The organism is Fluviicola sp. (genome assembly GCF_039596395.1).
Classification (GTDB): Bacteria; Bacteroidota; Bacteroidia; order Flavobacteriales_D; family Crocinitomicaceae; genus Fluviicola.
On the sequence record NZ_JBCNJT010000001.1, the window covers coordinates 496,291 to 522,399 of the forward strand.

Annotated in this window: 25 protein-coding genes and 4 tRNA genes; 15 read left to right on the forward strand and 14 right to left on the reverse strand. The window is 42.6% G+C overall.

Features of this window, described 5'->3' with window-relative positions:
* Positions 1 to 40 precede the first annotated feature (40 nt).
* From ABDW02_RS01895 to ABDW02_RS01925, 7 genes are all read right to left on the reverse strand, one after another.
* The gene (locus tag ABDW02_RS01895; RefSeq protein ID WP_343631598.1) at positions 41 to 382 is read right to left on the reverse strand and encodes an energy transducer TonB; all 342 of its coding nucleotides are present in this window, start codon (positions 380 to 382) and stop codon (positions 41 to 43) included.
* A 9-nt stretch (positions 383 to 391) separates the two neighbouring features.
* Positions 392 to 2,491: an ATP-dependent DNA helicase RecG gene (gene recG / locus ABDW02_RS01900; protein ID WP_343631600.1), complete on the reverse strand. Its 2,100-nt coding sequence runs from the start codon at positions 2,489 to 2,491 to the stop codon at positions 392 to 394.
* A 253-nt stretch (positions 2,492 to 2,744) separates the two neighbouring features.
* Positions 2,745 to 4,841 (reverse strand): cytochrome c biogenesis protein CcdA, encoded by a 2,097-nt coding sequence (locus ABDW02_RS01905; RefSeq protein WP_343631602.1) that lies wholly within the window; start codon positions 4,839 to 4,841, stop codon positions 2,745 to 2,747.
* A 15-nt stretch (positions 4,842 to 4,856) separates the two neighbouring features.
* Entirely contained in the window at positions 4,857 to 5,291 is a 435-nt protein-coding gene (locus tag ABDW02_RS01910; RefSeq protein ID WP_343631603.1) for a protein-disulfide reductase DsbD domain-containing protein, read from the reverse strand.
* A 77-nt stretch (positions 5,292 to 5,368) separates the two neighbouring features.
* Positions 5,369 to 5,638 carry a hypothetical protein gene (locus ABDW02_RS01915; protein WP_343631605.1) on the reverse strand — a complete coding sequence of 90 codons (270 nt, stop codon included), beginning with the start codon at positions 5,636 to 5,638 and terminating at the stop codon, positions 5,369 to 5,371.
* A gap of 91 nt (positions 5,639 to 5,729) precedes the next feature.
* Positions 5,730 to 6,965 (reverse strand): tRNA lysidine(34) synthetase TilS, encoded by a 1,236-nt coding sequence (tilS, locus tag ABDW02_RS01920; protein WP_343631607.1) that lies wholly within the window; start codon positions 6,963 to 6,965, stop codon positions 5,730 to 5,732.
* Positions 6,953 to 8,137, reverse strand: a complete 1,185-nt coding sequence (locus tag ABDW02_RS01925; protein WP_343631609.1) for an anthranilate synthase component I family protein — start codon at positions 8,135 to 8,137, stop codon at positions 6,953 to 6,955. Before ABDW02_RS01925 ends, tilS begins: the two co-directional genes overlap by 13 nt.
* A 199-nt stretch (positions 8,138 to 8,336) precedes the next feature.
* Between ABDW02_RS01925 and ABDW02_RS01930 the strand changes: the two genes are divergently transcribed.
* The 8 genes from ABDW02_RS01930 (at position 8,337) to ABDW02_RS01965 (ending at position 11,896) form a co-directional block, all read left to right on the forward strand.
* Positions 8,337 to 9,653 (forward strand): lysophospholipid acyltransferase family protein, encoded by a 1,317-nt coding sequence (locus tag ABDW02_RS01930; RefSeq protein ID WP_343631611.1) that lies wholly within the window; start codon positions 8,337 to 8,339, stop codon positions 9,651 to 9,653.
* Between the two features lie 140 nt (positions 9,654 to 9,793).
* Positions 9,794 to 9,880: transfer RNA gene (locus tag ABDW02_RS01935), tRNA-Ser, on the forward strand.
* A 116-nt stretch (positions 9,881 to 9,996) separates the two neighbouring features.
* Positions 9,997 to 10,071: transfer RNA gene (locus tag ABDW02_RS01940), tRNA-Pro, on the forward strand.
* A 127-nt stretch (positions 10,072 to 10,198) separates the two neighbouring features.
* Positions 10,199 to 10,272: transfer RNA gene (locus tag ABDW02_RS01945), tRNA-Arg, on the forward strand.
* Positions 10,273 to 10,317: 45 nt separating this feature from the next.
* Positions 10,318 to 10,563 (forward strand): GIY-YIG nuclease family protein, encoded by a 246-nt coding sequence (locus ABDW02_RS01950; RefSeq protein WP_343631613.1) that lies wholly within the window; start codon positions 10,318 to 10,320, stop codon positions 10,561 to 10,563.
* A tRNA-OTHER gene (locus ABDW02_RS01955) sits at positions 10,554 to 10,626 on the forward strand. Before ABDW02_RS01950 ends, ABDW02_RS01955 begins: the two co-directional genes overlap by 10 nt.
* Positions 10,627 to 11,013: 387 nt before the next feature.
* On the forward strand, positions 11,014 to 11,517 hold the full coding sequence (locus ABDW02_RS01960) for a DUF4844 domain-containing protein (protein ID WP_343631615.1): 504 nt from the start codon (positions 11,014 to 11,016) through the stop codon (positions 11,515 to 11,517).
* Between the two features lie 16 nt (positions 11,518 to 11,533).
* Positions 11,534 to 11,896 (forward strand): hypothetical protein, encoded by a 363-nt coding sequence (locus ABDW02_RS01965; RefSeq protein WP_343631617.1) that lies wholly within the window; start codon positions 11,534 to 11,536, stop codon positions 11,894 to 11,896.
* A 240-nt stretch (positions 11,897 to 12,136) separates the two neighbouring features.
* On the opposite strand, the gene ABDW02_RS01970 is transcribed toward ABDW02_RS01965, so the two are convergent.
* The 4 genes from ABDW02_RS01970 to ABDW02_RS01985 all read right to left on the reverse strand — a co-directional run bounded on the left by ABDW02_RS01970 (position 12,137) and on the right by ABDW02_RS01985 (position 16,189).
* Complete coding sequence (locus ABDW02_RS01970) at positions 12,137 to 12,847, reverse strand: HesA/MoeB/ThiF family protein (RefSeq protein ID WP_343631619.1); 711 nt, start codon at positions 12,845 to 12,847, stop codon at positions 12,137 to 12,139.
* Positions 12,844 to 15,126 carry a DUF4132 domain-containing protein gene (locus ABDW02_RS01975; protein WP_343631620.1) on the reverse strand — a complete coding sequence of 761 codons (2,283 nt, stop codon included), beginning with the start codon at positions 15,124 to 15,126 and terminating at the stop codon, positions 12,844 to 12,846. Before ABDW02_RS01975 ends, ABDW02_RS01970 begins: the two co-directional genes overlap by 4 nt.
* 242 nt (positions 15,127 to 15,368) lie before the next feature.
* Positions 15,369 to 15,770, reverse strand: coding sequence for a hypothetical protein (locus tag ABDW02_RS01980; RefSeq protein ID WP_343631622.1), 402 nt, complete (start codon positions 15,768 to 15,770; stop codon positions 15,369 to 15,371).
* Between the two features lie 248 nt (positions 15,771 to 16,018).
* Positions 16,019 to 16,189, reverse strand: coding sequence for a DUF1328 domain-containing protein (locus ABDW02_RS01985; RefSeq protein WP_300355795.1), 171 nt, complete (start codon positions 16,187 to 16,189; stop codon positions 16,019 to 16,021).
* Between the two features lie 726 nt (positions 16,190 to 16,915).
* Between ABDW02_RS01985 and ABDW02_RS01990 the strand changes: the two genes are divergently transcribed.
* Positions 16,916 to 17,107 (forward strand): cold shock domain-containing protein, encoded by a 192-nt coding sequence (locus tag ABDW02_RS01990; RefSeq protein WP_343634245.1) that lies wholly within the window; start codon positions 16,916 to 16,918, stop codon positions 17,105 to 17,107.
* A gap of 81 nt (positions 17,108 to 17,188) precedes the next feature.
* Here the strand turns inward: ABDW02_RS01990 and ABDW02_RS01995 are convergent, their stop codons facing one another.
* The gene (locus ABDW02_RS01995; RefSeq protein WP_343631628.1) at positions 17,189 to 17,800 is read right to left on the reverse strand and encodes an alpha-ketoglutarate-dependent dioxygenase AlkB; all 612 of its coding nucleotides are present in this window, start codon (positions 17,798 to 17,800) and stop codon (positions 17,189 to 17,191) included.
* A 560-nt stretch (positions 17,801 to 18,360) separates the two neighbouring features.
* Between ABDW02_RS01995 and ABDW02_RS02000 the strand changes: the two genes are divergently transcribed.
* Together ABDW02_RS02000 and ABDW02_RS02005 are read left to right on the forward strand one after the other, a co-directional pair.
* Positions 18,361 to 19,182, forward strand: coding sequence for an alpha/beta hydrolase (locus ABDW02_RS02000; RefSeq protein WP_343631630.1), 822 nt, complete (start codon positions 18,361 to 18,363; stop codon positions 19,180 to 19,182).
* A 285-nt stretch (positions 19,183 to 19,467) separates the two neighbouring features.
* Positions 19,468 to 21,177: a gliding motility-associated C-terminal domain-containing protein gene (locus ABDW02_RS02005; RefSeq protein ID WP_343631632.1), complete on the forward strand. Its 1,710-nt coding sequence runs from the start codon at positions 19,468 to 19,470 to the stop codon at positions 21,175 to 21,177.
* Positions 21,178 to 21,246: 69 nt separating this feature from the next.
* Here ABDW02_RS02005 and ABDW02_RS02010 read toward each other — a convergent pair whose 3' ends face one another.
* Together ABDW02_RS02010 and ABDW02_RS02015 are read right to left on the reverse strand one after the other, a co-directional pair.
* Positions 21,247 to 22,524, reverse strand: a complete 1,278-nt coding sequence (locus ABDW02_RS02010) for a hypothetical protein (protein ID WP_343631634.1) — start codon at positions 22,522 to 22,524, stop codon at positions 21,247 to 21,249.
* Positions 22,525 to 22,675: 151 nt separating this feature from the next.
* A complete protein-coding gene (locus ABDW02_RS02015; protein ID WP_343631636.1) occupies positions 22,676 to 23,224 on the reverse strand; it encodes an AidA/PixA family protein in 549 nt (182 codons plus the stop codon).
* Between the two features lie 261 nt (positions 23,225 to 23,485).
* On the opposite strand from ABDW02_RS02015, the gene ABDW02_RS02020 reads away from it, so the two are divergent.
* From ABDW02_RS02020 to ABDW02_RS02035, 4 genes are all read left to right on the forward strand, one after another.
* Complete coding sequence (locus ABDW02_RS02020) at positions 23,486 to 23,989, forward strand: hypothetical protein (protein ID WP_343631638.1); 504 nt, start codon at positions 23,486 to 23,488, stop codon at positions 23,987 to 23,989.
* Between the two features lie 120 nt (positions 23,990 to 24,109).
* Positions 24,110 to 24,649, forward strand: coding sequence for a hypothetical protein (locus ABDW02_RS02025; protein ID WP_343631640.1), 540 nt, complete (start codon positions 24,110 to 24,112; stop codon positions 24,647 to 24,649).
* Between the two features lie 26 nt (positions 24,650 to 24,675).
* Entirely contained in the window at positions 24,676 to 25,425 is a 750-nt protein-coding gene (locus tag ABDW02_RS02030) for a sensor histidine kinase (RefSeq protein ID WP_343631642.1), read from the forward strand.
* Complete coding sequence (locus tag ABDW02_RS02035) at positions 25,422 to 26,072, forward strand: response regulator transcription factor (RefSeq protein WP_343631644.1); 651 nt, start codon at positions 25,422 to 25,424, stop codon at positions 26,070 to 26,072. The genes ABDW02_RS02030 and ABDW02_RS02035 overlap by 4 nt, the downstream gene beginning before the upstream one ends.
* The last annotated feature ends 37 nt before the right edge of the window (positions 26,073 to 26,109 follow it).

Consider the following 26,109-nt stretch of genomic DNA (forward strand, 5'->3'; position numbering starts at 1 on the left):
CGCTCGGGAATCTGTTAAGGAGGCTGAGCGGAGTAGAATCCTACTGTACTTTATACGTATACTTCACGCGCACATGTTCGAATGCTGCGTAACGTGTTCCGGCTGTAAACTTCAGTTTTTTAGCAGCATTTTCAGCTTTCATGCGGGAAGGTGTAGATTTAATGGTCGATTGCTCACCAATGATCTTGGTTCCTGTTACCACTCCTTCGCGATTCACCGCTAATTCAACTACAACTACTCCTTCAGCGGCAGAAGAAAGCGTGAAATTTTCTGTTGTGGTCAGTAGTTTCCGACCTGAGTCAACCAATGTTCCGGTAAGTACCTGAGAGTCAGCCTGGGAATAGCTTAAGCATAAAATTGCGAGTAGAATCAGTTTTTTCATTGTTCAAGTTTACGAAATTTCTGCCCAATTTGGCTTGTCTTGGAGTCTTTTTATTGCCTCCAAACGCAAGAAAACATGTTCCTGTTTTTCCAAACGCGGGTCGTCTTGTAAAAGCTCTCTTGCTTTCTCCCGGGCCAGTGCAACAAGCGGGCCATCTTTCGCCAAATCGGCAATTTTCAAGTCCAGCTGGCCACTTTGCTGCGTTCCCATGATATCTCCGGGCCCACGCAATTCCAAATCGACTTCCGAAATTTCAAATCCGTCATTGGTACGAACCATGGTGTGAATGCGCTTTTTGGTATCGGCAGATAATTTATTCCCGGTCATCAGCAAACAGTATGACTGTTCGGCGCCACGGCCAACACGGCCACGCAGCTGGTGTAACTGCGACAATCCGAAACGTTCTGAGCTTTCGATCACCATCACGGAAGCATTCGGTACGTTCACCCCGACTTCAATTACGGTAGTAGCAATCATAATTTGTGTTTTCCCTTCCACAAACTGCTGCATTTCGTAGTCTTTGACTTCGGGTTTCATTTTCCCGTGAACAATACTCACACGGTAATCAGGAAGCGGGAAAGCCCGGCTAATGGCTTCGTAACCATCCATCAGGTTGTTGTAATCCAGCGTTTCGGATTCCTGGATGAGCGGATAGACGATGTAGATCTGCCTTCCAAGTGCAATTTCCCTGCGGATAAACCCGAAAACCAACGACCGGTCTTTTTCAAAATGGTGTTTGGTAGTGATGGGTTTTCTTCCCGGAGGAAGTTCGTCAATGACAGAAACATCCAAATCGCCATAATAAGTCATTGCCAGTGTTCTCGGGATCGGAGTTGCCGTCATGACCAGAATATGCGGTGGCGAAGTATTTTTCTTCCACAGACGTGAACGTTGTTCCACACCGAAGCGGTGCTGCTCATCAATTACGACCAATCCTAAATTCTTGAATTGCACGATGTCTTCCAGCAAAGCATGCGTTCCGACCAAAATATGGATCTCGCCATTCAGTAATTGCTCGTGAATGATTTTACGGGCAGATTTTTTGGTAGAACCGGTCAGCAAGGCAATTTTTACCGGCGTTCCTTCCAGTAATTCGCTCAGGCCGGTAAAATGCTGATTTGCCAGGATTTCTGTTGGCGCCATCAAAGCTCCCTGTAATCCCGAGCCGATTCCCATAAGGATCGTCAGCAAAGCAACGACGGTTTTCCCGCTTCCCACATCGCCCTGCAGCAACCGGTTCATCTGGAATCCGGATCCGATATCCCTGCGAATTTCGCGGAGCACTTTCTTCTGGGCATTCGTCAGTGGGAAAGGCAGGTTGTTTTCGTAGAAATCATGGAACAATTGCCCGACTTCCGAAACGACCTGTCCGCTATTTTTTTGCAGGTTGATCGATTTCCGCAGCAATAATTCGATCTGGAGGTTCAGCAGCTCTTCAAATTTGAAACGCATGCGTGCTTTTTGTGCCAGGGCAACGTCTGCAGGCATGTGAATAGCGCGAATAGCTGCTGCGAATGGTGGAAGTTTTAATTCCTGTACCAGTTTCGGTGGAATGGTTTCTTCAAAGTAGACTTTTGAAGCTAGTTTCAGTAGTCCTTCCGTTAATTTTTGAATGCCTTTTGAATGCAATCCGGAGGCCGTTAGTTTTTCCGTGGAAGAATAAACGGGCTGCCAACCCATGCCGGCCTCATTCCCGGTTGCAGGACTAAGTTCCGGATGGGAAATGTTCCAGGTGTTTACGTAAGGTTTCGCTTTCCCGAAAACAATGTAAGTTGTATTTAACTTCAGGTTCGGAAGGATGTATTTGTATCCTTGAAACCAAAGCAGGTCGATGATTCCCGTATTGTCCTGGAACTTGACCGTTAAGCGCTTTTGTCTTCCTGTTCCGGTTTCGGAAACAGAGATAATCTGTCCTTTCAATTGGACATATCCGTCAATTTGCGGAATGTCTTTGATCTTATGAAACTGGGAGCGGTCAATGTAACGAAACGGAAAGTGATAAAGCAGGTCGTGATAAGTTGCTATTCCCAATTCTTCCCTCAGTAATTTGGCTCTTTGCGGACCAACTCCTTTGAGGAATTCGATGTGAGTTTGCAACCATTGATTCATGATGCGAATTTAGATATTAAGACTGTAGGATTTTAGGATGTTAAGGATTTTAAGACTAAAATTCTTTTCAGGAAACAGGAAAACCTATAAATGATAAATGGAGTCCAGACAGGCGTCCGAACTCCATTCACTAATCAACCTAACCTAACCACCTAAATCATTACGAAGTTAATTCTATTTTGTGATTCGGTAAAATATTTTTAGTTAAAATTATCTTAATACAGCCTTTTTATGGATGAACGGTAATATTGAGCTATTTTTTGTGCGCTTTTAGTCCTTTTTCCAACCATTTTTGGAATACCGGCGCACTTCCGTGATCCTGGTAAGTAGCTCCTCCTACCGGAATATCTTTTCCATCCGGGGTTTGAAGTACATAATAAGGTTGTGAAGCGGTTTGATATTCTTCGATTTGTTTCGCCGTCCATTTATTACCGATCGTAGTGACCGAGAAATCCTGTCCGTTTACTTTGATCGTTTTCTGTTCGTTTTTCGGTAATTCCGTTCGTTCGTCTACGTACAGTGAAACGATCACCACATCATCCCGCAAGTGTTCGATTACTCCGGGCTGACCCCAGACGGAATTCTCCATTTTACGGCAATTCACACATCCCCAGCCTGTGAAATCGATGAAAAGCGGTTTGTTTACTTTTTTAGCATAAGCCAAAGCTTTGTCGTAATCCTTGAATGCCATCAATCCTTGCGGCCCTTTGTGCATGCCTTCTACAATCTCTATTTGCTCACCGGAACCGGATTGTGAAACAGAAATAGTATTTCCGCCGCCGCCGCTGATTCCGCCCGGAACTTCTGCATAGAAATCAGGAGGAAGGTAAGCGTTTACCAGGTTCAAAGGTGCTCCCCATAATCCCGGAATCAGGTACATGGTAAATGCAATACTCGCAGTTGCCATCATGCTTCGTCCAACGGATAGTTTCTCAACCGGGCTGTCGTGTGGCAGGCGCACTTTTCCGAGCAGGTATAAAGACAACATGGCGAAAATTCCGACCCAGATTGCGACAAATACCTCGCGGTGCAATAAATGCCATTGCATGGTGGTGTCTGCCGCTCCTAAGAACTTGAATGCAAAAGCAATTTCCAGGAAACCTAAGAATACTTTTACCACATTCAACCAACCACCTGAATTCGGCATGGAATTCAACCAGGAAGGGAAGATAGCGAAAAGCATGAAAGGCAATGCCAAAGCCAGTCCGAATGCAAACATCCCGATCAGCAATGCCAAATCACCACCGGAAGTGGAGATGCTTACCAATAAGTCTCCCAAAATGGGACCTGTACAGGAGAATGATGCCAGTGAAAGCACCAATGCCATGAAGAAGATTCCTACAACACCGCCTTTGTCTGCTTTCTCGTCGGCTTTATTTACCCATTTGGACGGTAACTGGATCTCGAAAGCGCCTAAGAAGGACAGACCGAATACGATCAGCATTCCAAAGAAGAACAGGTTGAAATAAACGTTTGTCGATAATTCATTTAAAAGACTGGATAAACGCGTAACGATCACAACTCCAGCCAATAATACGTGGATCAATATAATGGATCCGCCATAAATGAATGCGTTTCGAACTCCGAGTGCTCTTGTTTTACTTCTTTTCGTAAAGAAACTAACGGTCATCGGGATCATCGGGAATACGCAAGGCATGATCAATGCGATAAATCCGCTGAAAAACGCAGCAAAGAACACGCCCCACAAGGATTTCTTTGTTTTTTCCTTACCGGCAACAGGTGCTTTATTGTCAGCCGTTTGCTTTACAGTACTTCCGGACTCATCGTCTTTTTTCACATTATCAGTTGGTGCAACCGCCGGTGTTTGTGCCATGTCGTCACCTTCCTGTGTTTCTTCGATTTGTGCAGCATCCGCACAACCTTTTACTTTAACGGTAAATTTCGAATCATAAGGAGGCAAACAATGATCTGCGTCACATGGTTGAAACAGGTATGCGCCGTTCAGGGTAAAGTCTTTCGCAGAAAGAATTTTGATTTTTTGTTTCAGGATGATTTTGCCTTCGTGGTAGGTCAAATCTTCGTCTGCGATATCATCGTGTTTTTGAATGGGCGTGGGTTCTTTGACTGCTCCAACAACCTGATAATTCGGAGATTTGGCCAGCCGGAATTCAGTTGCGATCCCAAAAGTTCCTTTCGGAAGTACTAATGCATTGATGTGCCAGTGAGAAGCAATATTTACTTCTGCTACAATGGTTGCTTCACATGCTTTCCCATATTCAACGGAGAATTTCCATTTGGCCATGTCCTGAGCCAACTCTATTTGGGCATTTGCTTTATTGAAAAGGCTTAAACCAACTAAAAGGATTAAACTTTTAACTAGATATTTCATAAAGATCTTGAGATATTAAGGAATTGTTATGGAAAAATCGATATCAACAGGAGGAAGGCACATGACTTCGTTACAGACCATAAACGTCACATAACCTTTGATTACCTCTCCGGACTTTGCTTTGGCTACTTTGCGGGTGAAAGTAACTTCCGATTTGAAGAAATCAAGTGCAGCTTCAAAGTTTTCATCGTACTCGTGAATGGCTTTGGGTTCTTTGACTTCTCCTTCGAATTTGATATTCGGATTTTCTGTAAATGTAAAGCTGGTCGGCACCGGGCCGATGGTATTATTGATGTGCTGGCTGTATAGGTGCCAGCCTTCAGAAATAATCGCTTTCAGTTGGATTTCTTTCGTGCTCGTATTGTAGGAGAAGTCCCATTTCACCCTGTCCTGAGCAAAAAGGCTGGTTCCAATCCATAAAAAAGCGCATAAAAAAAGCAGTTTACGCATGGGCTTTAGTTTATTCATCCAAAGCTACGAAACGAAAACTGCCTGGCAATAATGAGTTTACTGACTTTCTTGAAAAGCTAAAACTTTAATTCTACGATGTGATCTATTGGAATCCACATACCGCCTTTGAGGCAGATGTATTTTTGTCCGGTGGCCCAAATGGTTGTGTTGACCCTTTTAAGTCCTTCATCGTCGTGAAAAATGATGCCAACCTTGTGGTGGTATCCGTTTCCCAACCTGGTTGCTTCTTCCAACTTTGCCCGAATATCTTCTTGTTGTTCGAATTCAACCTGATGTTTAAAAGACAGATCTTTCACGATCTCTTTTTCGACTGTAACTGGTTCCATTATGTGGGTATTTAAGAGTGTACAAACCGAAATTTAATAAAAAATTAATTGCAAAATCACATTTCGTGAAAAAAAAGTAATGACAATCGGGTTATGCCCTGGATAGCTTGATTATCAGTGGTGTATCGGTAGTGGCCAGGTGGTTTTTCGAAACGGAAATGCCCGGAACCCAGATGATTTCTTTACCGCTTTTGAAGACCGGGTAGGATTTTCTCCACTGTTCGGGAATGCCTTTGTCTTTCAAAAGTTTAAACACTTTGGATTGACCGTTTACACCCAGGCGGCGGATGGTGTCGGAAGGATCTGCGAAGCTTTGTGAAAGGGGCGTTTTAAGGGTTGCCGGATCCAGGTAGACTTCCCAGTGATTGAAAGTTCCGGGTAAGAATTCAACTTCTTCAATCTTGAATTCCCACTGGTTAATTTCGCTGAAATCGGAATTCCAGGAAAACCCGTCTTTGGTTCTAAATAATGGTGTTTGGTCGATTTTTGAACTTAGTTCGGCGTCTTTTAATCCTTGGATACGTGCCAGCACCCAAAAAGGCCATTCAAAGTAATTGCAGCAAACGAGTTGTTGTTCGATTGTCAATTCAACCCATTCCCGGAAGGTGATTTGTGCGGTTTTTTGCCACTGTTCCAGCCGGGGTTGCAGTTCTTCCCGGAGTTGCTGCTGCGTGTTGCGGAAAGCAGACTGGATCACGGAAACCGACGATTTCAGTTCCGGGTTGGATTCCAGTAATTGCGGGATCAGGATATTCCGGAATTGGTTGCGTTTGTAAGTGTTTTCGTCGTTGCTGGCATCTTCGCGCCAGTGAATCTTGTTTTGGATCGCGAAGTTTTTGAGTTCTTCTTTGGAAAGGCTTAAAAAAGGACGGATAATCCCGTTTCGTTCGGTATGCATTCCTCCCAATCCGAAAATACCGGAGCCGCGCATGAGTTGCAGGAAGAAGGTTTCTACCTGGTCGTCGGCGTGATGGGCAAGCAGTACCCGGTTGGCGGGAGATTGCTGAATAAAACTTTGGAACCATTCGTGCCGGAATTTACGTGCTGCTTCCTGGAGGTTGATCCCTTTTCCTTTTGTTGCTTCTTTCGGACAGCGGATTACTTCGATGCCGAGCCGGTGTTTTTTGGCCAGTTCACGAACGAATGCTTCGTCTTTTTCGCTTTCTTCTCCGCGCAGCTGGTAATTCACGTGCAGGATCGTGGGTTCGAGTCCCGTCCAGACCGCAACTTCGAGCAGAACGGTGGAGTCGAGTCCGCCGGAGCAGGCCACAAAGAGCTTCAATCCTTGAAGATTAAGCTTTGAAACCGCTTCTGTTACCACTGACATGTGCCGAAAAGTGAGAGGATTTTATCGACTTTGACCTTGCATTCCTCGTATTCTGCTTCTGCATCCGAAAGCATGGTGATGGCGCCACCAACCCCGCAGGAAAGTTTCCGGGTTTTCGGATCGTAGAACAAAGTACGGATGAGTACATTCAGATCGAAGTCTGAGTTTGGGTAAATGACACCGAATGAACCGGAATAGAATTCCCGGGAGAAGCCTTCGTATTTTTCGCTCAGTTCTACGGCCGACTTCTTAGGGGCGCCTGTCATGGATCCCATAGGGAATGTTGCCTTCAGGATTTCTGAAAACGTAGCGTTTTCTCTGAGTTCACAGGAAATAGTCGAAATCATTTGGTGAACGGTGGGGAAGGTGTAAATCCCGCACAATTCGTCTACGTGTACGCTTCCTTTTGCTGCAACCCGGGAAAGGTCGTTCCGTACCAAATCAACGATCATGATGTTCTCGGCGCGTTCTTTCCGGCTTGTTTGCAGGTTTTCCCGGTTTTCCCGGTCTTCGGAATCGGATAAACCCCTGGGAGCCGTTCCCTTAATGGGCTGTGAAATCAGCCGGTTTCCCTTCTTTTGAATAAAACGTTCGGGGCTTGCTGAAGCCAGCATCCAATCGGATGTTTCTACCAAACCTGCAAAAGGTGTCGGATTTACTTCCCACATGCGTTGAAAGAAAGGCTGAATGGTTTCTAGTTCCATTTCCTTAGATTCGATCAGCTGACAGAAGTTCAATTCGTAGATGTCTCCCAATTGAATATGCTCCTTCAGCTTAGCAATACGCTCTAAGTAGGTCGCCTGATCTATTTTTGCCGACCACTGAACGGAAGGTGGTTTTTGCTGATTTTTGAAGAGTTCTTCGGCTAGTTTCTGATATTTGTCGTTGTTTTTTCCTTCCAGCAAATAAGCTTGCGTGCTTTCGTATAAATAGGTGCTTTCGGGAACCCAAACGCGCAATAGCGGCAATTGATTCGGAGTATGGGGAACGGAAAGAATATCGAGGCCCAGTTGGTAATTCATCACGGTAAACAGGGTGCGGCCTTCGTGTTGATGAAGAAATGCATCCAGCGCAGTCCAATCCAGGTTGTTATCCAGTACAAATTCAGATTCACAGCCAATCCCCACGAGGAAAGAGTTTTGTTGGTACCTGAAAAGTGCACGTTCGATCATGTGGCAAAATTACAAATTACGAATTACGAATGCCGAATTATTGGATGTTTATGTAGCCATTTGCTGGTGTTACTTATTGATTCTGGAGAATTTATGATTTAGGTCTATTTTCACATCTTTTAATAGCGAATCATCCATTCGTAATTCGACATTCGGAATTCGTAATTATGAAATGATTAATTTCGTTCAAAACCCACTCATGTTATACCGAATTTTAAAGGCAATTATTTCATTTGGAATCAGGCATTACTACCGTGAAATCAAAGTGGTCAATAAAGCATTGCTGGATAAAGAGAACGGCCCTTTAATCATTATTGCCAATCACCCGAATACGCTGATGGACGCCTGGATGGTTGGATTTGCCAACAGGAGACGCGTTCATTTCATGGCTAAGGCTACTTTTTTCAATTCTCCTTTCAAGCGCAAGTTGCTGGGTGCATTGGGAATGATCCCGATTAACCGGAAGTCGGACGGGGCTGTTTCGGGGGTGAACAATAAGGATTCTTTTGAAGCTTGTTACCAATTGCTGGAGAAAGGGGAAATTTTGGTTGTTTTCCCGGAAGGAACCAGCTTTTTGGAACGTAAACTTCGTGAAATCAAAACAGGAACTGCACGCATTGCGCTGGAAGTGGAACGCAGGAACCAGGGGAAACTGGGATTGAAAGTGGTCCCGATCGGGTTGAATTACGTTTCTGCGGATTCTTACAGGGGAAAGGTATTGGTACAGGTCGGAAGGGCGATTGAGCTCGAAGATTTGTGGAGGGAATATGAAACGAACCAGGCGCATGCGGCCAAATTACTTACGGAACGTTTTCGGGTGGAATTGTCGCGCGTTTTTGTCAATATGGACGATTCTGCCCGTGAAGACCTGATTGAACAGCTGGCCGATTTATTTGTAACAAAATATACCAAACAGGCGGATGTAGCGGGAGAAATGAATTTCATGAAATCGGTGCAGGCGCGTTTGGAAGAATACAGTTTGACGAGTCCCTGGAAGCTGGATGAGATCCAGAGGGAAACGAGTAACGTGTTTGCTTCGCTGCAATTTTTGGGAATTAAACCGGATTTCCTGGACCGTCCTTACCGCCCGATGCTGTTCCTGCGGCAATTTATCCAGAGTTGGTTATTTGTGATAATTACGGTTCCTGTTTTCCTGGCCGGGTTTATTCATCATGTCATTCCGTATTGGTTTATCGGTTGGATGGTGCCGAAAATGAGTAAAGAAGTGGAATACCATGCGCCGCTGTCGATTTTACTCGCATTGGTCTTATATCCGCTGAATTACCTGGGATTCGGCTTGCTGGCGCATTTTTGTTTTGATTTCACGTGGCTGGAAACTTTGCTTTACCTGGCGGTACTTCCGTTGTTCGGAACCTTTGCGCATTATTACATGCGGTATATGTCGCACCTGAACTCCAAGCAGCGTTTCGGCCGGTTTGCGCGCAGGAGGAGTGCAATTCTTCAAAGTTTGCGAGAACAGCGCGAGCAGTTGAAAGACTTGATTTTTAGAGATTAAGGGATTGTTAAAGCCGTGTAAAAGGAATCAAAATGATTTTTTTTGGTTTTTTTTCGGGAAAATCCTTTGATAGAACGATGCATTTATTAATTTTGCGCCTGTCTTAGGGATGCCTGAGGCGCGTTCTTTGCAAGAATTTTGGAGGGATGGGTGAGTGGCTGAAACCACCAGTTTGCTAAACTGACGTACTGGCAACGGTACCGCGAGTTCGAATCTCGCTCTCTCCGCAAAATTTTCTCTGAAGGGCTTGCAGAAGTGAAATAAGTAACTATCTTTGCACCCTCAAAACGGAGAAATCACTACTTCAAGAACGATTGAAGTAATTTGAAATAAAAGCCTAGTTCGGGGCGTAGCGTAGTCCGGTCATCGCGCCTGGTTTGGGACCAGGAGGTCGCAGGTTCGAATCCTGCCGCCCCGACACAAGAAAAGGGGATGAGCAATCATCCCCTTTTTTGTTTTAGAACTTTAGGTATCGGCCCCGTACTCAGTCCCTACGTTACAGTCGGGAAGCAACTGCCAAAAGCGACTGAGATAAAAAAATATTAGGTCCCATAGCTCAGCTGGATAGAGCAACTGCCTTCTAAGCAGTAGGTCTTTGGTTCGAATCCAAATGGGATCACGAAAAAGTAGCACTAGTGCTACTTTTTTTGTTTATATTCGTTTTATGCCCTACTATTCATATGTACTCCGTTCGCTTAAGAACGGAATTATTTATAAAGGTTCAACAGAGAATATCGAACAACGTTTGCAATCACATAATTCAGGATTGGTGAATTTCACCTCTAAACATATGCCTTGGGAATTAATTTTGTTTGAGGAGTTCAATACGCGTTCCGAAGCAATGAAACGAGAGAAATGGTATAAAAGCGGTGTTGGACGAGAGTGGATTAAGGATCAATTGGTCCTGTAGCTCTGCTGGATGAAGCAATCCGCCGCGGCGGATAGGTCTTTGGTTCGAATCCAAATGGGGTCACAAAAAGAAAAAGCGAACTACTACCGTAATTCGCTTTTTCTTTTTGCCCTCAATACCCACTCTTACACTCGCTCTGTTTTTCAGGCTATCCTTCGGCTTTTCTGTCTTGTGAGACAGAGCCTCAGTCTTCACAAGCTATGCTTGCTCTTCTTTCAGGGAAGAGTGTGAGTTTTGAGTGTGGGATTCATGTTCGAAGTTTCGATTGAACTTCCTCCTTTGAAGGAGGACCAAGGAGGATGGCGAAGCAAAATCTTCCTAAACCTTTGATTTTAGTGTGCTTTCCTATCTAATCCAAAGTCGTTCGAATCTACTTGGGTTTTTCTCTGATATAATATCAGTTCATAATTTATTGCTAGTATTGAAAAGCATATAATAACATCGTTAAAAATGAAGCTAAATTCAATATACTCTTTCTGTGCATTAATTGTGCTACTTTATTCATGTGTAAACAACTATCAGGAAAAAACAAAAACTAAACCTATGATGAAAAATCATTTGTATGAAGAGAGTGGATCGCTTGATGAAACATTGAGCGTCAAACCTCATGCAATTAGTAAACTCAAGAAATTACTAGAAAAAGAAAAATTCGGACCGGAAGAAAAGACTGATCAACTGCCTTTAGGATATGTTGGCTTTTTGCCAGAAGAAGATAGGCCTTTGGCAAACAAAATTATGAACGAATCAATTGCTCGATTAATTTCCGTCCTGGAGAAAAATAAAAAGGTTACTGCCCGTATGGTTTTAAACGAATTTGAGAATGGTTTAAATTCTTTTGAAGATTTGGCTTTCGATACGGAAGACAGAGAAAGAGTATGTTGGTACTTTGAGGATATTATGGATATCATTGGTCTCGAAAGCACAAATGAGTTACTAAATAACTGGATGTATTAATATGCATAGAAAGAAAATGAGCAACAATGATATTATAGATTCCTCTCAATTTCCAAATCGTATTCCGAGAAATCTTACAATTAAGATGCTTCTGATTAGTCTTGTTTTAACGATTGCTTTTTTCTTTTTCGCCTTGTTTTGGTACAAGCTCGGTTTTGAGTATAATTCAATAATCACATACTTAGATTTATGCTTTATTCTTGCAATGGTAGCAAGTATTATAGGAACTGTAACTGGAGTGAAATTTTTAAAGCATGACAAGAAAAAAGCAATTGTTGGTTTGGTTGGGAATTTAATTATTCTTTCGATCCATGGTGCGTTTTTGTTTTATTCAACAACGACTGAATATTCCATTATATCTATGATGGCTCTTTATTAATTGATAAATTGAAAGCGGCACTAAAATCTTCTCAGATTCTCCACCAAATGGTTCGAGCTATCTCTTATTAGGATCACTCATTTGCGAAAGCCTTATTCCTTGCGGGATAAGGTTTTTTATTTATCAGAACCCAATGAGATGATTTCTTTATTTCCTCAAAAAAATTCCTGGTACTTACGGGCTAATTCGAAGGTTCGAACTTTTCCACTTACGGTCTATTGTGTTGCGATGTGCGAAATCTTATGAATTTACACGTTTAATCCGAAAAAGTTTAAACGCAGAATGTTGTGTATCGACGCAAAGTATCTTTCCATCTAATTCGCTGATTTGACCAATAACGATCTTTATTGCTTCACATGCTTGAAGGCTCCCGAGAATACCACAAGTCGTATTAACAATTCCTGCAATGGAACAATTCTCAGTTTCTTGCAATTGTTCCATTGAAAACAAATCTCCCAGTTCAATATTATTCCGATGGTGCAGGACTGTTAAATATCCTTGCCAATCACGAACTGCTGCATACACTAATGGTTTATTTTGAATCTTACAAAATCGATCTGTCAATAAACGGGTTTTAGCATTGTCAGAACAGTCGCAGATAATGGTGTACTGTTTGAAAAGCTCTTCAGCGTTAATATCATCAAGAAAAAAAGGGAATGTTGAAATTTCTGATTGCGGGTTTAATTCCGATAATCGTTGTTTCAAGACTTGAACCTTTAATTCACCGACTTCGTTTGAACGATACATGAATTGGCGATGCAGATTTGATTCCGATATCTTATCTCCATCCACAATTCCGATTTTTCCGACACCAGCAGTGGCAAGATATGTGGCAACGGGAGTTCCAAGTCCGCCTGCACCGATGACTAATACTTTTGCAGATTCAAGTGCTTCTTGTCCAGACTTTCCGATTTCAGGAACAATTTGTTGGGGAGTATATCTGGATCTCACTTCCTGTTAATTTGGGATGTAATTGTACTGTCGGTTATTTTGTTGTCTTCAGCCAATAAAAATGCCTTTGATAAAATAATGGAGAGTCCGTTATCACCTTCAAAAGGAAGAAATACACCTTCTGCATGATTTTTCTGACTCCTGTCCGGAACAATACAAAGGTATTGATCGTTGGGTTCCATCAAAATATTGGTACTTCCGATGTGTATTTTATAGGTTCTCATAGTTCCTTTCACAACAAGAAATTTATCCCGGATCTCAGCAACTTTAGAAATTTTTAGGCGTGGTAACAGTCCGGTGAGAATCTCTTTTCTGTTTTTGGCAATTTCCGAAAGTTCACCAAAAGCATATCCTTGCCAGTAATCCCGATAAGCGGGAACTCCTCCCGAATCCTGCCATGTAGGATCATTTCCAACACTTGCTACACCAACGAATAAGTCAACATCCCGGAAAACTTCAGAAAACACAAGAGGAGGGACATCGATCAGATCAACTGTTTCATTGGTTTCCAGGTTCACAAAACGAATTTGATCTGTTGTGATATAATTCCAAATTCCAGTGTCATTCCAGCCGTCATCAACATTTAGTTCATTGACCCAGTACTCTGCCCGAAGTTTGTATTCGGGTAAAATAACAGATGCCAAATCATTGTTGATCCCATTATCAAAAGCTCCCAGCAAGGAATACTTCCAGCCTCTGGTTTTTGCCAATACATTGAATTGATGTTGTTTCAAAACATGAGCTGCCATCCTATTGCTGTAGGATTTTGTATTCAATTCCGCATCGGTTAACAGATAGACTTCCCGGAATGCTTGTTTAATGGGTTGGCTGATTTTTTCTGCAATAAGGAATTCTCTCCATGCCTGGATTTCTGCAATTGTTTGTAAAGCAGGGTGCCAGAGAGAGACATGCGTGTAATCAGAAGGAGTTACTTCGATGCTTAGATTAGTCACCCATTTTCCGCTTAGAAAGATTGCTGATTGAATGGTATTGTCGGTACAAAAGTTCCAGATAATTCTTTTGGAGAGGAATGACATAAGCCCGTTATCCAGATAGTTACTTTGAAATTCATTCATGGTCATTAACCTTCCCGATTTCAACATACGATCTATTCTATCTCTTTGTGCCGACGTGGTTTGGTCTACCTGTTTTTGGGTATCCCGCATTTTCTTCAGCCTGGCTGCAAATCTGTCCTTAACAATAGCTGGAATTGATTTCTGGGGAGAACCATCCGGTTTAAACCAGCTTGCTTCAGATTTACCCGGAGCGGTAATTTTAATAATGCATTTGTAATCATCGAATTGGAATTCTCTTTGTCCATCCAGAAACCGGAATGATTCGACTGCCATATCTTCGATCATATGGGTAGAAACACCTTGTTCTATAGCCGCTTTTTCAATGTATTGTTCAATAACTTTTTGAGTACTAGTCTGTTTTATTCTGAGTTTTAACCTGGAAAGATGACCAATTCCATCTAACCCTTTTGATTGATACAATGTAAACAAACACGCGTTACCTATTGCGGCTGCAACAGGTCCGAATCCGGGAACTTTTCGATATGCCCGTTCAGCCATTGCTGCAACATTTCGAAGTGTTACCTGATCATGAAAATGTGAAGCCATCCAAACAAATCCTTTCATTGCTTCTGCATTTACAGAACTAACGTATAGAAAATCGTAAGGAGATCTGATCTCTTCCTTGAGGTCTACCAAGAAAATCAACCATTCATTAAATACCTTCTTAAACTTATCCGTTCCCAGTTCTTTCAGTAATTCATTGGTCTCTTTCAGGTATTTAGCTGTTGGTTTTCCTGCTGTTGCTTTTTGGGCTTTTGAGATTAATTTATACCATGTTTGTTTTTCCTGCTGAGGTAGCGCTTCAATCATCTCGTTTGCGAAATATTGAAACGGATCTTTCCCTAAGAACAAAACTGCTTTTTCTTCTTCTGCTCCGATATGTAGTAATGTATCTATCTTTTCCAGGACTTTAAGCCTCGCTTTGCTTTCATATTCGCTGGTGATCAATGCTAATGTTTCCCTGAAATCAGCCAATACACTTCTCATATCGTCATCAAGCGGTTTACTCTTATATATTTTTACTAATTGACCAATCGCCAGGCCCACCGGCCACTCCATTATATTGAAAGTACCCCAACGTTTATAGTTAATAAAATGTTGGAATAATTGTTCTGCATCGGTCGCGTCGAGGTTTATGTTCACTTTCAATAGTTGCTGTACAAAACCAAAGCAAACGTAGGTTAATGCATCCTTACGCTCCATTTCGTGCCGGTACGCATCGATTTTTTCAATACAGTACAACAGAAGTGCTACTCTCTCTTTATCATCCCAGGTTGCTACTTCATTTTTGTAGACTGAGTTTTCACTCAGCTTTACGTCATAATACCATGAGTTTGTTTTTGCGTCCTCAATTTGTGCCCGTGTAATGATATCATCGAACTTCGAAGGACTGGAAGCTGAACCCTTTGAAAAGCTTTGTTTGATTTTATTAAATAGTCCCATAATTATCCGCCGACTAGTGGAGTTAGTTTTATAAAACTGATCGTTGTTGAAGGTTGTAACTCGATCAACTGTTCCAATGATTCTGCCTGAAAATTATCAATAAGCATGAAGAAACCGTTCTTCTGAAACGCATCTAAGGCTGTGTATACTTGCTGCTCTGCATCAATACGTCGTTTGTTATGTTTCAGTTTATACCCATTTAAGGTTTTTTCGGCTTCCGTTGGTTCGATCAGTCCCCTGAAGTAATCCGGCATCTTTTGATTATACGCCTCAACCTCTGTTGTTACTCTCTTTTCAATGATCTCTTTTACTGTAACGGTTTGTGTTTGAAACTCCAACAGGACCTGATGTAAGACCTGCCCCGCAAATGTTTCATCTTTGATTGTGATGGTCATAAATTCCATAGTTTGTGAACGCTTAAAAATAACAACACCATTTGGATTTCTGAAATCACCTGATTTTAAATTTATCCGATTAACCTAAAAGTTCTTCTCAAATCCTCCACCAACCAGTTCGAACTATCTCTCATTAAAATCACGAAAAAAGGGAAGCGTCAATTGACAGCTCCCCTTTTTAATTTCCCTCTCTTTCCTATTAATTACGAGAATTTCTTCAATATAAAATTGAATCTGAAAGTTGTATCCGGGTTCTTCTATTTCTTATTGATTGCAGTAAACCCGATGATTCCAGTGATTACTACGAGAGCAATGAAAATAAAGAATATAACTTTTGCTATGGAAGCCGCTGCTTCTGCTACCCCTCCAAATCCGAATATCGCAGCTACCAGTGCGATAACGAGAAATACTGCTGTCCATTTTAACATGACTTCTAATTTTTAGTGAATAATTTTTTATCTATATCTTCTAAACAAGAAACAACATTCAGAATCATTAACCTAATATTTTAATGTTGTTTAACAGACTTGAAATCCTGACAATTTCAATGAAGTTCCGCGTGTAATTGTTAATATCTTGGTTATTACAGAGTAGTATAGCTAAATAGATTAAAAAGTCTTCGACAGAATTCATTTGATGCTACTATTCCTGCTCTTCTTATAGTTGCGTGTGAGGATTGAGTGTCGGGAAAGAAGTGCTAAATTTGAATAATCCTAATTCTAATATAAATTGGCGGTTTAATGTGCAATACACCTTGAGAATCCCAATCAGTTGTAGCTAAACTTGTCCAACAATTATTTTAATTGAAGAAAGAATGATAGTGAATAATCCTGAATACAATAACTTTTCTTAAACCTGCAACTTTTGCAAATTTCTATAAGTATGTCCAGAGCCGGAACTGTGAGTGGGAAAATGGTAAGAAATGACCGGTCATTGACCAGTGGGTAGCGAGAACAAAATAAAATTAGTATTCATAAGGAATTAGTTGTACCTTTAACCATTCAATAGAAGATTGTTATCTCAATCAGACTGTAAAGTCATTTTTACATTCCAATTAATTCAACATTTTTCCGAAAAAAGGCCTGTGCGAAGTACGTGCGGCTGAGAATCATTATATAGTTAAAGTTCCATAAATGAAGGAACACCAAAAGAACATGAATAAAGGAACAGTAAAATTCTTTAACGATGCAAAAGGCTTCGGATTTATTAAAGGAGAAAACGAACAGGACATTTTTGTACATGCTACAGGCTTAAACGAAGATATCAGAGAAAATGACCGTGTCACTTACGATACGGAAAATGGAAGAAACGGATTAAATGCCGTAAATGTTTCGGTATTAAACTAATAATACCTGAATCTACCGGAGGCTGTTTGTTTAAACAGCCTTTTTTTATGCTCATTTTTTTCTTATGAGGTTAAGAAAGAGTTACAATTTCCTAACCAATCTGAATGTAAGATTGATTCTCGGGAGTTTAACCGCTGCCGACTTGGCGATCCGGTGTTCCCACCCGGTTTGAAGATCGCCTTTCATTAACAGCAAAGAGCCATGGGCAAGCGGTAAGGAGTATTTTAGCTTGTGATCTGTAACGGAACGGAAATCGAAATTTCGTTGCTGACCGAGGCTCAAAGAAGCAATTACGGGCCTGTCGCCCAGTTCGCTTTCCTTGTCACGGTGCCAGGCTACCGAATCATTGCCATCTCGGTAGAGATTCAGCAAAACAGAATTAAAGGTATGCCCGCTCGCTTTCTCAATCCGTTCACGCAGGCTGGAAAGTTCAGCGGTCCATGGGAGCACTTCGATTGTTCGCCCGGCGAGCTGGTAATTGCTTTGGCTATCTCCGAACCACGCGATCAATCGTGGTGTTGGAACTACCTTGTCCAGGATCTTTAATTCGGTCTGTTTCCAGGCAACTGTTTCAATAAAGTGTTTGAGCAAAAAGTCAGCTTCCTGCCTATCCAGGAATGCAGGCGTATACTCCAGCAGTTCTTGCGGGAAACTATACCCTTCCAGGTTGCCGAAAAGATCGAGCTGATTCATACTAACACTAAATAATTTACAATGACCCAAAGAAATCACCAGGCAAAAAACAGGGCAATTTAGATTATGATGTGATCTTAAATAATCAAATCCCAGATACAAAGTATGCTCGCAAATAGTTTACGATTTCAATCTTTATTTACGTACATTATGACTATGGATTTCTGTGTCACACATTAATATAACTAAATTATACTGAAAAACATTCGTTTTAACACCTGATTATTTACGACTATTGAAAGTATTGCCTGCCCGATCACGAATCCAAAAGATAAATACCTGATTTAGGAAATCCCTGAAGCATATTTTTCCAGGAAATAAACCTACTCAAATCTTTCAGTAAATAGGTTGAAATATCTGACAAATTACGGGAGTAGCTCGCTTTTTCTTTTTGCCCTAAAACTTGCTAAAGAAAATCCATTATATTCGTCAATAAACAGTTAGTGACTCTTAAATGAGAAACCCGACAAATAATGACGTTTGAAGGATCTGTTATTTTTTGGCAATAACACCGCAATTCAGTTTAATAACCTCTTTAACAAGAACTTAAATTAAGAAACATGAGTATTTTAAAATTAAAAGACGGAACAGAAATTTTTTACAAGGATCAGGGAGAAGGTCCTGTATTAATGTTTCACCACGGGTGGCCATTATCCTCGGATGATTGGGATGCCCAGGTCATTTTCTTCTTGCAGAGGGGCTTTCGGGTAATCGCTCACGACCGAAGAGGACACGGACGCTCCAGTCAAAATATTTACAACCATACAATTGATCAATATGCCTCGGATGCGGCAGAACTAGTGGCGTTTTTAGACTTGAAAGACGTGGTTCACATCGGGCATTCGACAGGCGGCGGTGAAGTGATTCGTTATGTGAGCAAGTATGCCAACGGGAGAGCAAAAAAAGCAGTTTTAATCAGCGCTATACCGCCTGTAATGGTACAAAGTGAAAACAACCCGGATGGTGTGCCGATCTCTGTTTTTGATAATATCAGAGAGCAGACCATGAATAACAGAAATCAATTTTATTATGATCTGACTTACCCTTTTTATGGCTATAACAGGGAGGGAGCAATCGTGAAAGATGGTGTGCAGCGAAATTGGTGGCGCCAGGGAATGATGGGAGGAATTGTTGCTCATTACGATGGGATCAAAGCTTTTTCCGAAACAGACCTAAGCGAAGATTTAAAAGCGGCTGACATTCCGGTTCTGGTGCTTCACGGCGAAGATGATCAAATTGTGCCGATTGAAAATTCCGCAATAAAATCAGCAAAACTTCTGAAACATGCAAAACTGATTACTTATCCGGGATTTCCGCATGGAATGCCAACTACAGAGCATGAGACTATCAACAAGGATATACTGGAGTTTGTAAGATCCTAATTCTCTTAGTAGAATCAAAAAAGAGCATTTGACACAAGTTGAATGCTCTTTTCTTTTTCCCTCAATACTACTCACCCGCACGCTGAGCTTTCCTCCGGCTTTCTGTCTGTGAGACAGCCTAGTCTTCACAAACTGCGCTTGCTCTTCTTTCAGAGTGAGAGTGGGTCCCGATAGTTAACGGGAGAGCATGAGGAAATTATGGGGTCTATACAAGATAATGCGCTTTTTTGCGTTGTGGTGAAATAACCGGGTTATCTTAAGTATTAAACCTACTAATATTCATGTATGAAACTCAACCAAATTCACACGATCTCCTTATTCCTGTTTCTGTTATTGCCAGGCACTTTTTTTGCCCAAAGAGAAGCCTGTAACTGGCAATTCGGCAATCATGCGGGTATGAGATTCAATGACGGATCCAAACCTGCGAGTATTACGAGTGCTGTCAGCACGCTGGAAGGTACTTCCTGCATCTCTGATGAGAACGGAAACTTACTTTTCTATACAGATGGTGTAACTGTTTGGAACAGAAATAACCAACCCATGCCCAACGGTTTTGGGTTGATGGGACTAGCTTCTTCCACCCATTCGGCTCTTATTATCCGCAAACCGGGATCCCATAACTTATACTATATTTTCACAGCAGATGGCAATGCCAATGCCCTGAATCATCATATGGAAAACGGCTACCGCTATTCAATCGTGGATATGAACCTGGATAATGGTTTGGGAGATTTGACCGATGCAAAAAATGTGCTCCTGTATGCTCCCTCTACCGAAAAACTGGCAGCTGTGAAGCAGGCCGATGGTGTAAATGTCTGGTTAATGACACATGAGTGGAACAGTTCAAAATTCGTCGCATACAGTCTTACCTGCGATGGGCTTGACCCAAATCCCGTTATTTCGGATGTCGGTGAGTCACACGCGTATAGTACCGGCGGTTATTACAATGCAATCGGACAGATGAAATTTTCCACGGACGGGAATCGTCTGGCCCTCGCACTGTTAGGGAATCTGCGCGTTCAGGTTTTTGACTTTAATCCGTCAACGGGAATCGTTTCCAATCCCATCAACATTCTTGCTTATTGGCCGGATGGCTACCTGCAACCGAATGGAGGTGCTTTTGATTTCGAAAATATCTATGGAGTGGAATTTTCCCCGAACGGACGGGTGTTGTACCTGACAAAGATAGATGCGGGTTATTTGTTTCAATACGATCTTTCTGCAGGTGACTCACCAGGAATATCAGCAACGGGGCAGTATTATTCAATGGGGCCCTGGTGTGAAGCGGATCAAGTGGGCTGGTCTTGTCCGGGTTCTACCGGCGCTTTGCAACTTGGACCTGACGGTAAAATTTATGGTGCAATGAACCCTTTTAATGGCCTGAATGTAATTGCTGACCCGGATGTTTTCGGAATCGGTTGCAAGTATGAAAAATCACCAAAACTCACCAATTCATGCAATTATGGACTTCCTTCCTTTATGGCAAGTTATTTCCGTCATGACGTTATCCGGGAAAAAAAGGAAGAATGCCTGAAAATGAGTTTTACAAGTACTTATTCACAAACAGCAACGGCTATTTCCTGGGATTTCGGAGATCCGAATTCCGTTTCGAATACTTCAAACGATCCGGATCCGGAACATATCTATTCTGACTCGGGAACTTATACCGTTTCGTTAACGCTTACAAATGCATCAGGTTGTACAGATGTTGTTCGTAAAGTCATTCATGTAGCTGTTTGCGATCCTGTGATTCCGAATATTTTCACCCCTGATGGTGATGGGATCAACGATCTGTTTACAATCGGGGATATCAGCTTTTTTCCTAAAAATGAACTTGTGATTGTAAATCGTTGGGGTAATGAAGTTTTTTCTGCAAAAAACTATTCCAATGAAACAGCTTTTGACGGTGGGGATTGCGTCGACGGCGTTTATTTCTATAAGCTGATTTTGCCCAATGGAAGGTTATTCAGCGGTTTTGTGACTATTGTAAGGTGATCTGAAAAAAGCGAATTACGGGAGTAATTCGCTTTTTCAATAATCAGTTCTCTGTATTTGCCCATTCATTTACGAAGCAGGAGCCCACGGTCCGACTGTAAGTGTTACATTCTGGCCTGATCCTACTGAATAGTTGGTTTTGGATGGAACGTTATCACCGGCTGGCCAGCTTCCTACGTTCGGGTTTTCGTCCAGGCTGAAGCCATAGGCCATTCCGAGGGTTTGGGCAGAGTTGGGGCCCATGATGGTTGTGCTGTTGTTTTGTGCGCAATGGAAAAACTTGGCGTATGCGTCATACAAGCTGGATTTCTGGTTGTAGGCATTCGCATGATCGGTGTACCAGTTTTGGATGTTCGTCCATGCATCGGAGGTGTAATTATCGGTAATTGTTCCGCTTTTGGCTACAACTCCATCCAGTAAAACTCCGCGTGAAATGGCCTGGAAAATAGCCGCTTCTATCTGGTTGAAAGCGTCGTATTCAGCCTGGCTTTCACCGGTTTTCATGCCGCGTACGGCCTGCATGAATCCCTGGTTGCCTGCAAAATCAGTTGCAGGAATGGTTACTTTTAAAGCACCGGGACCTGTAAGGGTGAATTGTGTTCCGTCACTGGTACCTGAATAAGTACCTACGGTGGCTGCATTCAGGTACAGGCTGAGTTGGTTTCCGCTGGTGAAAAAGTCGTTGACGGTCTCGGTCCAGTAACCGTTCAGTCCTGTAGCGGTTGGATTAATCGCCAGCCAGTCTTTGGGTGATACAATGGCTGAAAATTGCCCCGTAATGGAATCAGGGTAGCCGGCACCTGTGGGACTTGTATACAGTAATTGGGTAAAGGAGCTTCCAAGCGGGTCTGAAGCGGTAAAGGTATTAAACGCTTCCCCGATCTCAAGCCGCGAATTGGCCGTAACTGCTCCGTAAACCAGTGAATCATTGGTTACCGTAAAGGAGAGATTCAGTCCGAAGGAATCCACGGCGGATACATCGTACTGCGCATTCGGACCGAATTCAAAAATATCGTAAGGGCCCGGAGGACAAACTCCCGGAGCAGCATTGAACGGATAGGCCGTGTAACCAACTGTTGATGAAAGCGCCGGCGGGGTAGTGGTGTTTTCTGTTACTAAGAACACCAGGCGATTGTTCCCCAGGTTGGTTACGTTTGGTACACTGACTGTCAGTCCATCGTTGATATTGACGTAATTTCCTGCGGTTGCTGTAAAGCCCCCATTTGTATCCAGGTACAGGTATTTCCCGGGTTGCTGGATGAAACCGGCCACCCAAACGGTATATTTGGAAGTATCGAGGCCGGTGCTGTTTTTAAGAGTAATTGTGTTAAGTGTAGTTCCTGACATGGTATCTCATTTTTATTCCTACTCGTATGGCTTTTCGGTATACGCCTCCTGTTGAACGGACTGAACAGGAACAGTTCTTTTAAGTGGTTTTCAGGATAAAAACCGGCCCTGATAAAAACGAGGACCGGTTCTGTAAGTTGTTTCCGGTCAATTAGTTATTAACGTTAATGAACGGATCCCAAAGATAGTAGCCAATGGCATTTCCTGTCTGTGTGTCCAACAGTGCAAAAGACATGTTGTATTGTGTGGTCCCTGTTCCGTTTACCTGGAACAGCCATTGTGCACAAATGAACGTGTTGGCGCTTCCTGCATTCGGATATCCCTGAGGAATCGTGTTGGCAAATTGCGGCTGGCTTCCAGAACCTCCTGATTGCAGGCAGTAGTTTGTCCAGATTGCCGTATTCGGTCCTAAACTTTTTACGTTTGCATTGTCCAGTTGGGTGTTATAAAGCACCGGATAGTAATTTTGACCTGCACCAGGCGCTGAAATCGTGAAGACGATCTCATCCCCGACATTTGCGGAAATCGTTAATTCCGATTCTCCCTGGTCGTTGACAACAGCACTTCCCTGTGCCATCATTTCTACATAAACATCGGAAGAACTGTAGCTTCCCAAGCTAATCGGAGAATTCCATGAACCTCCTGGTTTAGCTGCTAGTGAGATTGCGTCGACTGTAATTGCGACAAAAATTTGTGCCATAATGGGTAGTTTAAATGTCCCTACTCATAAGGCTTTTCGGGTTCCGCCTCCTGTTGAATTGACTGAACAGGAACAGTCCTTTTTTTGAGTGGTGCAGTTCCACTGTTTGAAGGTTGCAACGCTTTGTGAACAAGACAAAGTAACGGTAAGCTGAAGGGAATTCTTTACACAGAAATACCGGTTTTTAAAACCAGATATTTTTATCTGGTTTCGGTCAGGAGGTGTCAATATTTTGATAACTTAGTCACAAAAATACATGTTATGAACCCACTCCACGATTCTACTGAACACTTCCGTATTGGTATTCCTGAAGCAGATAAGCGCATTTACCGCTGGCAAAACGACAACTTTATCCTTGTTTCAAAAACATTTGAAGGCCCGGTTCCATCCGGTTACCAGGCATTGCCGCTTGATTCATTCAGCCTCTCGGTAGAAGACTTGCTTCACTTGACAGAACGGATAAAAACGTACAATCTGAACGAATCCGGAAAAGATAACTTCCCGATAACCGGATTTTCCTGTCGCCTGGGAATAAAGGACTATGCGAATAAACTGGGAGAACCTGAGCCCTTACCTTGTTTGATGATGGAACCGATTATCGGTTTTGAGCGCAATGAAGATCCCCACAACCCGATAGCGTCAAACCCCGGAGAACTGCTGGAATGCATTCCGGAGGATATTGGCGGTAAGATATTCGATTATTCCGCCATTTATGATTTCAGTTATCCTTGTCCTCCCACTTGTCCGAAAAAGACAAACAAGTAACCGCTTTCGGATGGAATGGAGCTAAAAGCGTTTCTGTTTAATTATGGTCCCTGGATTATTATTGCCCCGTTTTTGCTGTCAGTTGTCCGTTACAAGCGGTTAAGCAAGGCCCTGAAAATAATGACGTGGTATTTGGTGTTGTCTGTGGTCACACAGGCGGTATCTTTATTGCTGTGGAAAGAAAGCATCAATAACCTGCCGTTGCTGCACGTATTTACGGTTCTTGAATTTTGCCTGCTGTTTGCCTGGTATGCTGTTCAAAGCAAATCGTTCCTTCCCAGGATCTGGCTTTTCGGGATGCCGGTTTTATTCCTGTTATTTGCGCTTTTGGATGCTTTTGTACTGGAAAGCCTGCATAGCTTTAATATTTACACGCGTTCCCTGGAAGCTTTCATTTTCATCGGATGTTCCGTGCATTGGTTTATCCGTTCAATTACCCTTGAAAGCAAAGTGGTTACGGGAGAGCAACAGGCTTTGAACTATATGAATGCAGGGTTCTTTATTTATTTCTCCGGTTCCCTGATTTTGTTTGCTTTCAGTAATTATATCAACCATTTGGGACGCTCTTTGCTCATGAATATCTGGACGCTGCATAGCCTTTTATTGATTGTACTTTACCTTTTTATACTTACCGGATTTTGGAAAACCAACAGGAAATAGATTTTTATTACGGTATTATTATTACCATGGCTGCATTTTTCCTGATAGCCTGCGGAGCCATTTTGTTTTTTATCCGTTATCAGAAAAATCTTCTGAAGAAACAGGAAGAGTTGTTCCGGCTGGAAGCTGAACACCGGAAAGAATTATTGAGCAGTAATATCCAATCGGCAGAGGAAGAACGGTTGCGGATTGCCCGGGACGTGCATGATGAACTGGGCGGAATTTTCTCCACGCTTTCGCTCTCCATTCAACAGTTGAACCCGGAAACCGAAAAAAACAAAGACACTTTGCAACAAAGCAAACAGCTGATCCAAACAGGTATAAACAGTGTACGCCGTATTTCACATGCCATTATTCCTTTTGAACTGGAACTACTGGGGCTGAACCAAACCCTGACCAATTATACGGAATCGGTTTCAACGGCATCCGGAATGGACATCCGGTTTGAATTTGACCATGTACCGGAAGAAATAAGTCCGGTTGTTTCACTGGCTACTTACCGGATCATCCAGGAATTGCTGAATAACACGGTAAAGTATGCCCGGGCCGGTTCCGTTACGATAGGTTGCAACGGATCAGGAAATCACCTGCAGGTACATTATGCCGACAATGGAGCAGGAGTGGACCTAAGCGACAAACAACTAAAAAGAGGAATTGGCATCAAGAACATCGAAAGCCGTGTACTTGCCCTTGACGGAACGGTGGATTTCAGTTCTTCTCCCGGCCAGGGATTCCGGTGCACATTCCGTTTACCTTTCAATCCAACGCACGAATGATCAATATTGCCATAGCCGAAGACCAGGTACTTTTCCGCAAAGGAATCATATCCCTGCTGAACACCATTCCGGATTTGAAGGTTGTACTGGAATGCAGCAACGGAGAAGAATTACTTCAACAGCTGGATACTTGTCCTGAAAATATTCACGTGGCCCTGATCGACATCAATATGCCCGTTTTAAACGGATTGGAAACGATGAAAATCATGCGGGAAAAGCACCCGGCTACCCGGAATATTATTTTGACCATCCACGAAGAAGAAAAATACATCCAGGCCATGGTGGAAGCCGGGGCCAATGCTTACCTGGCCAAGAACGCCGATTTCGATGAGGTGGAAAAAGCAATCCGGGCGGTAGTGGCAAACGATTACTATTTCAACGAGCAAACCATCAAAGCCATGCACCGGTTTATGCACGGGAAGAAACAAAAGGTGGTGCTTGGAGAAATGGACATCACCCGACGGGAACGAGAAGTGCTCGAACTCATTTGCCAGGAAAATACAAGCCAGGAAATCGCGCAGAAATTATTTATCAGCGAAAGCACCGTGAATGGCCACCGGAATAATTTATTGCTTAAGATTGGTTGTAAAAACACTGCAGGGCTGGTATTGTTTGCGATCCGGCACCAGATTTACAAGCTTCATTGAATGCTATGGAGAAAACTGCTAATTTAGCAGTAGTAAC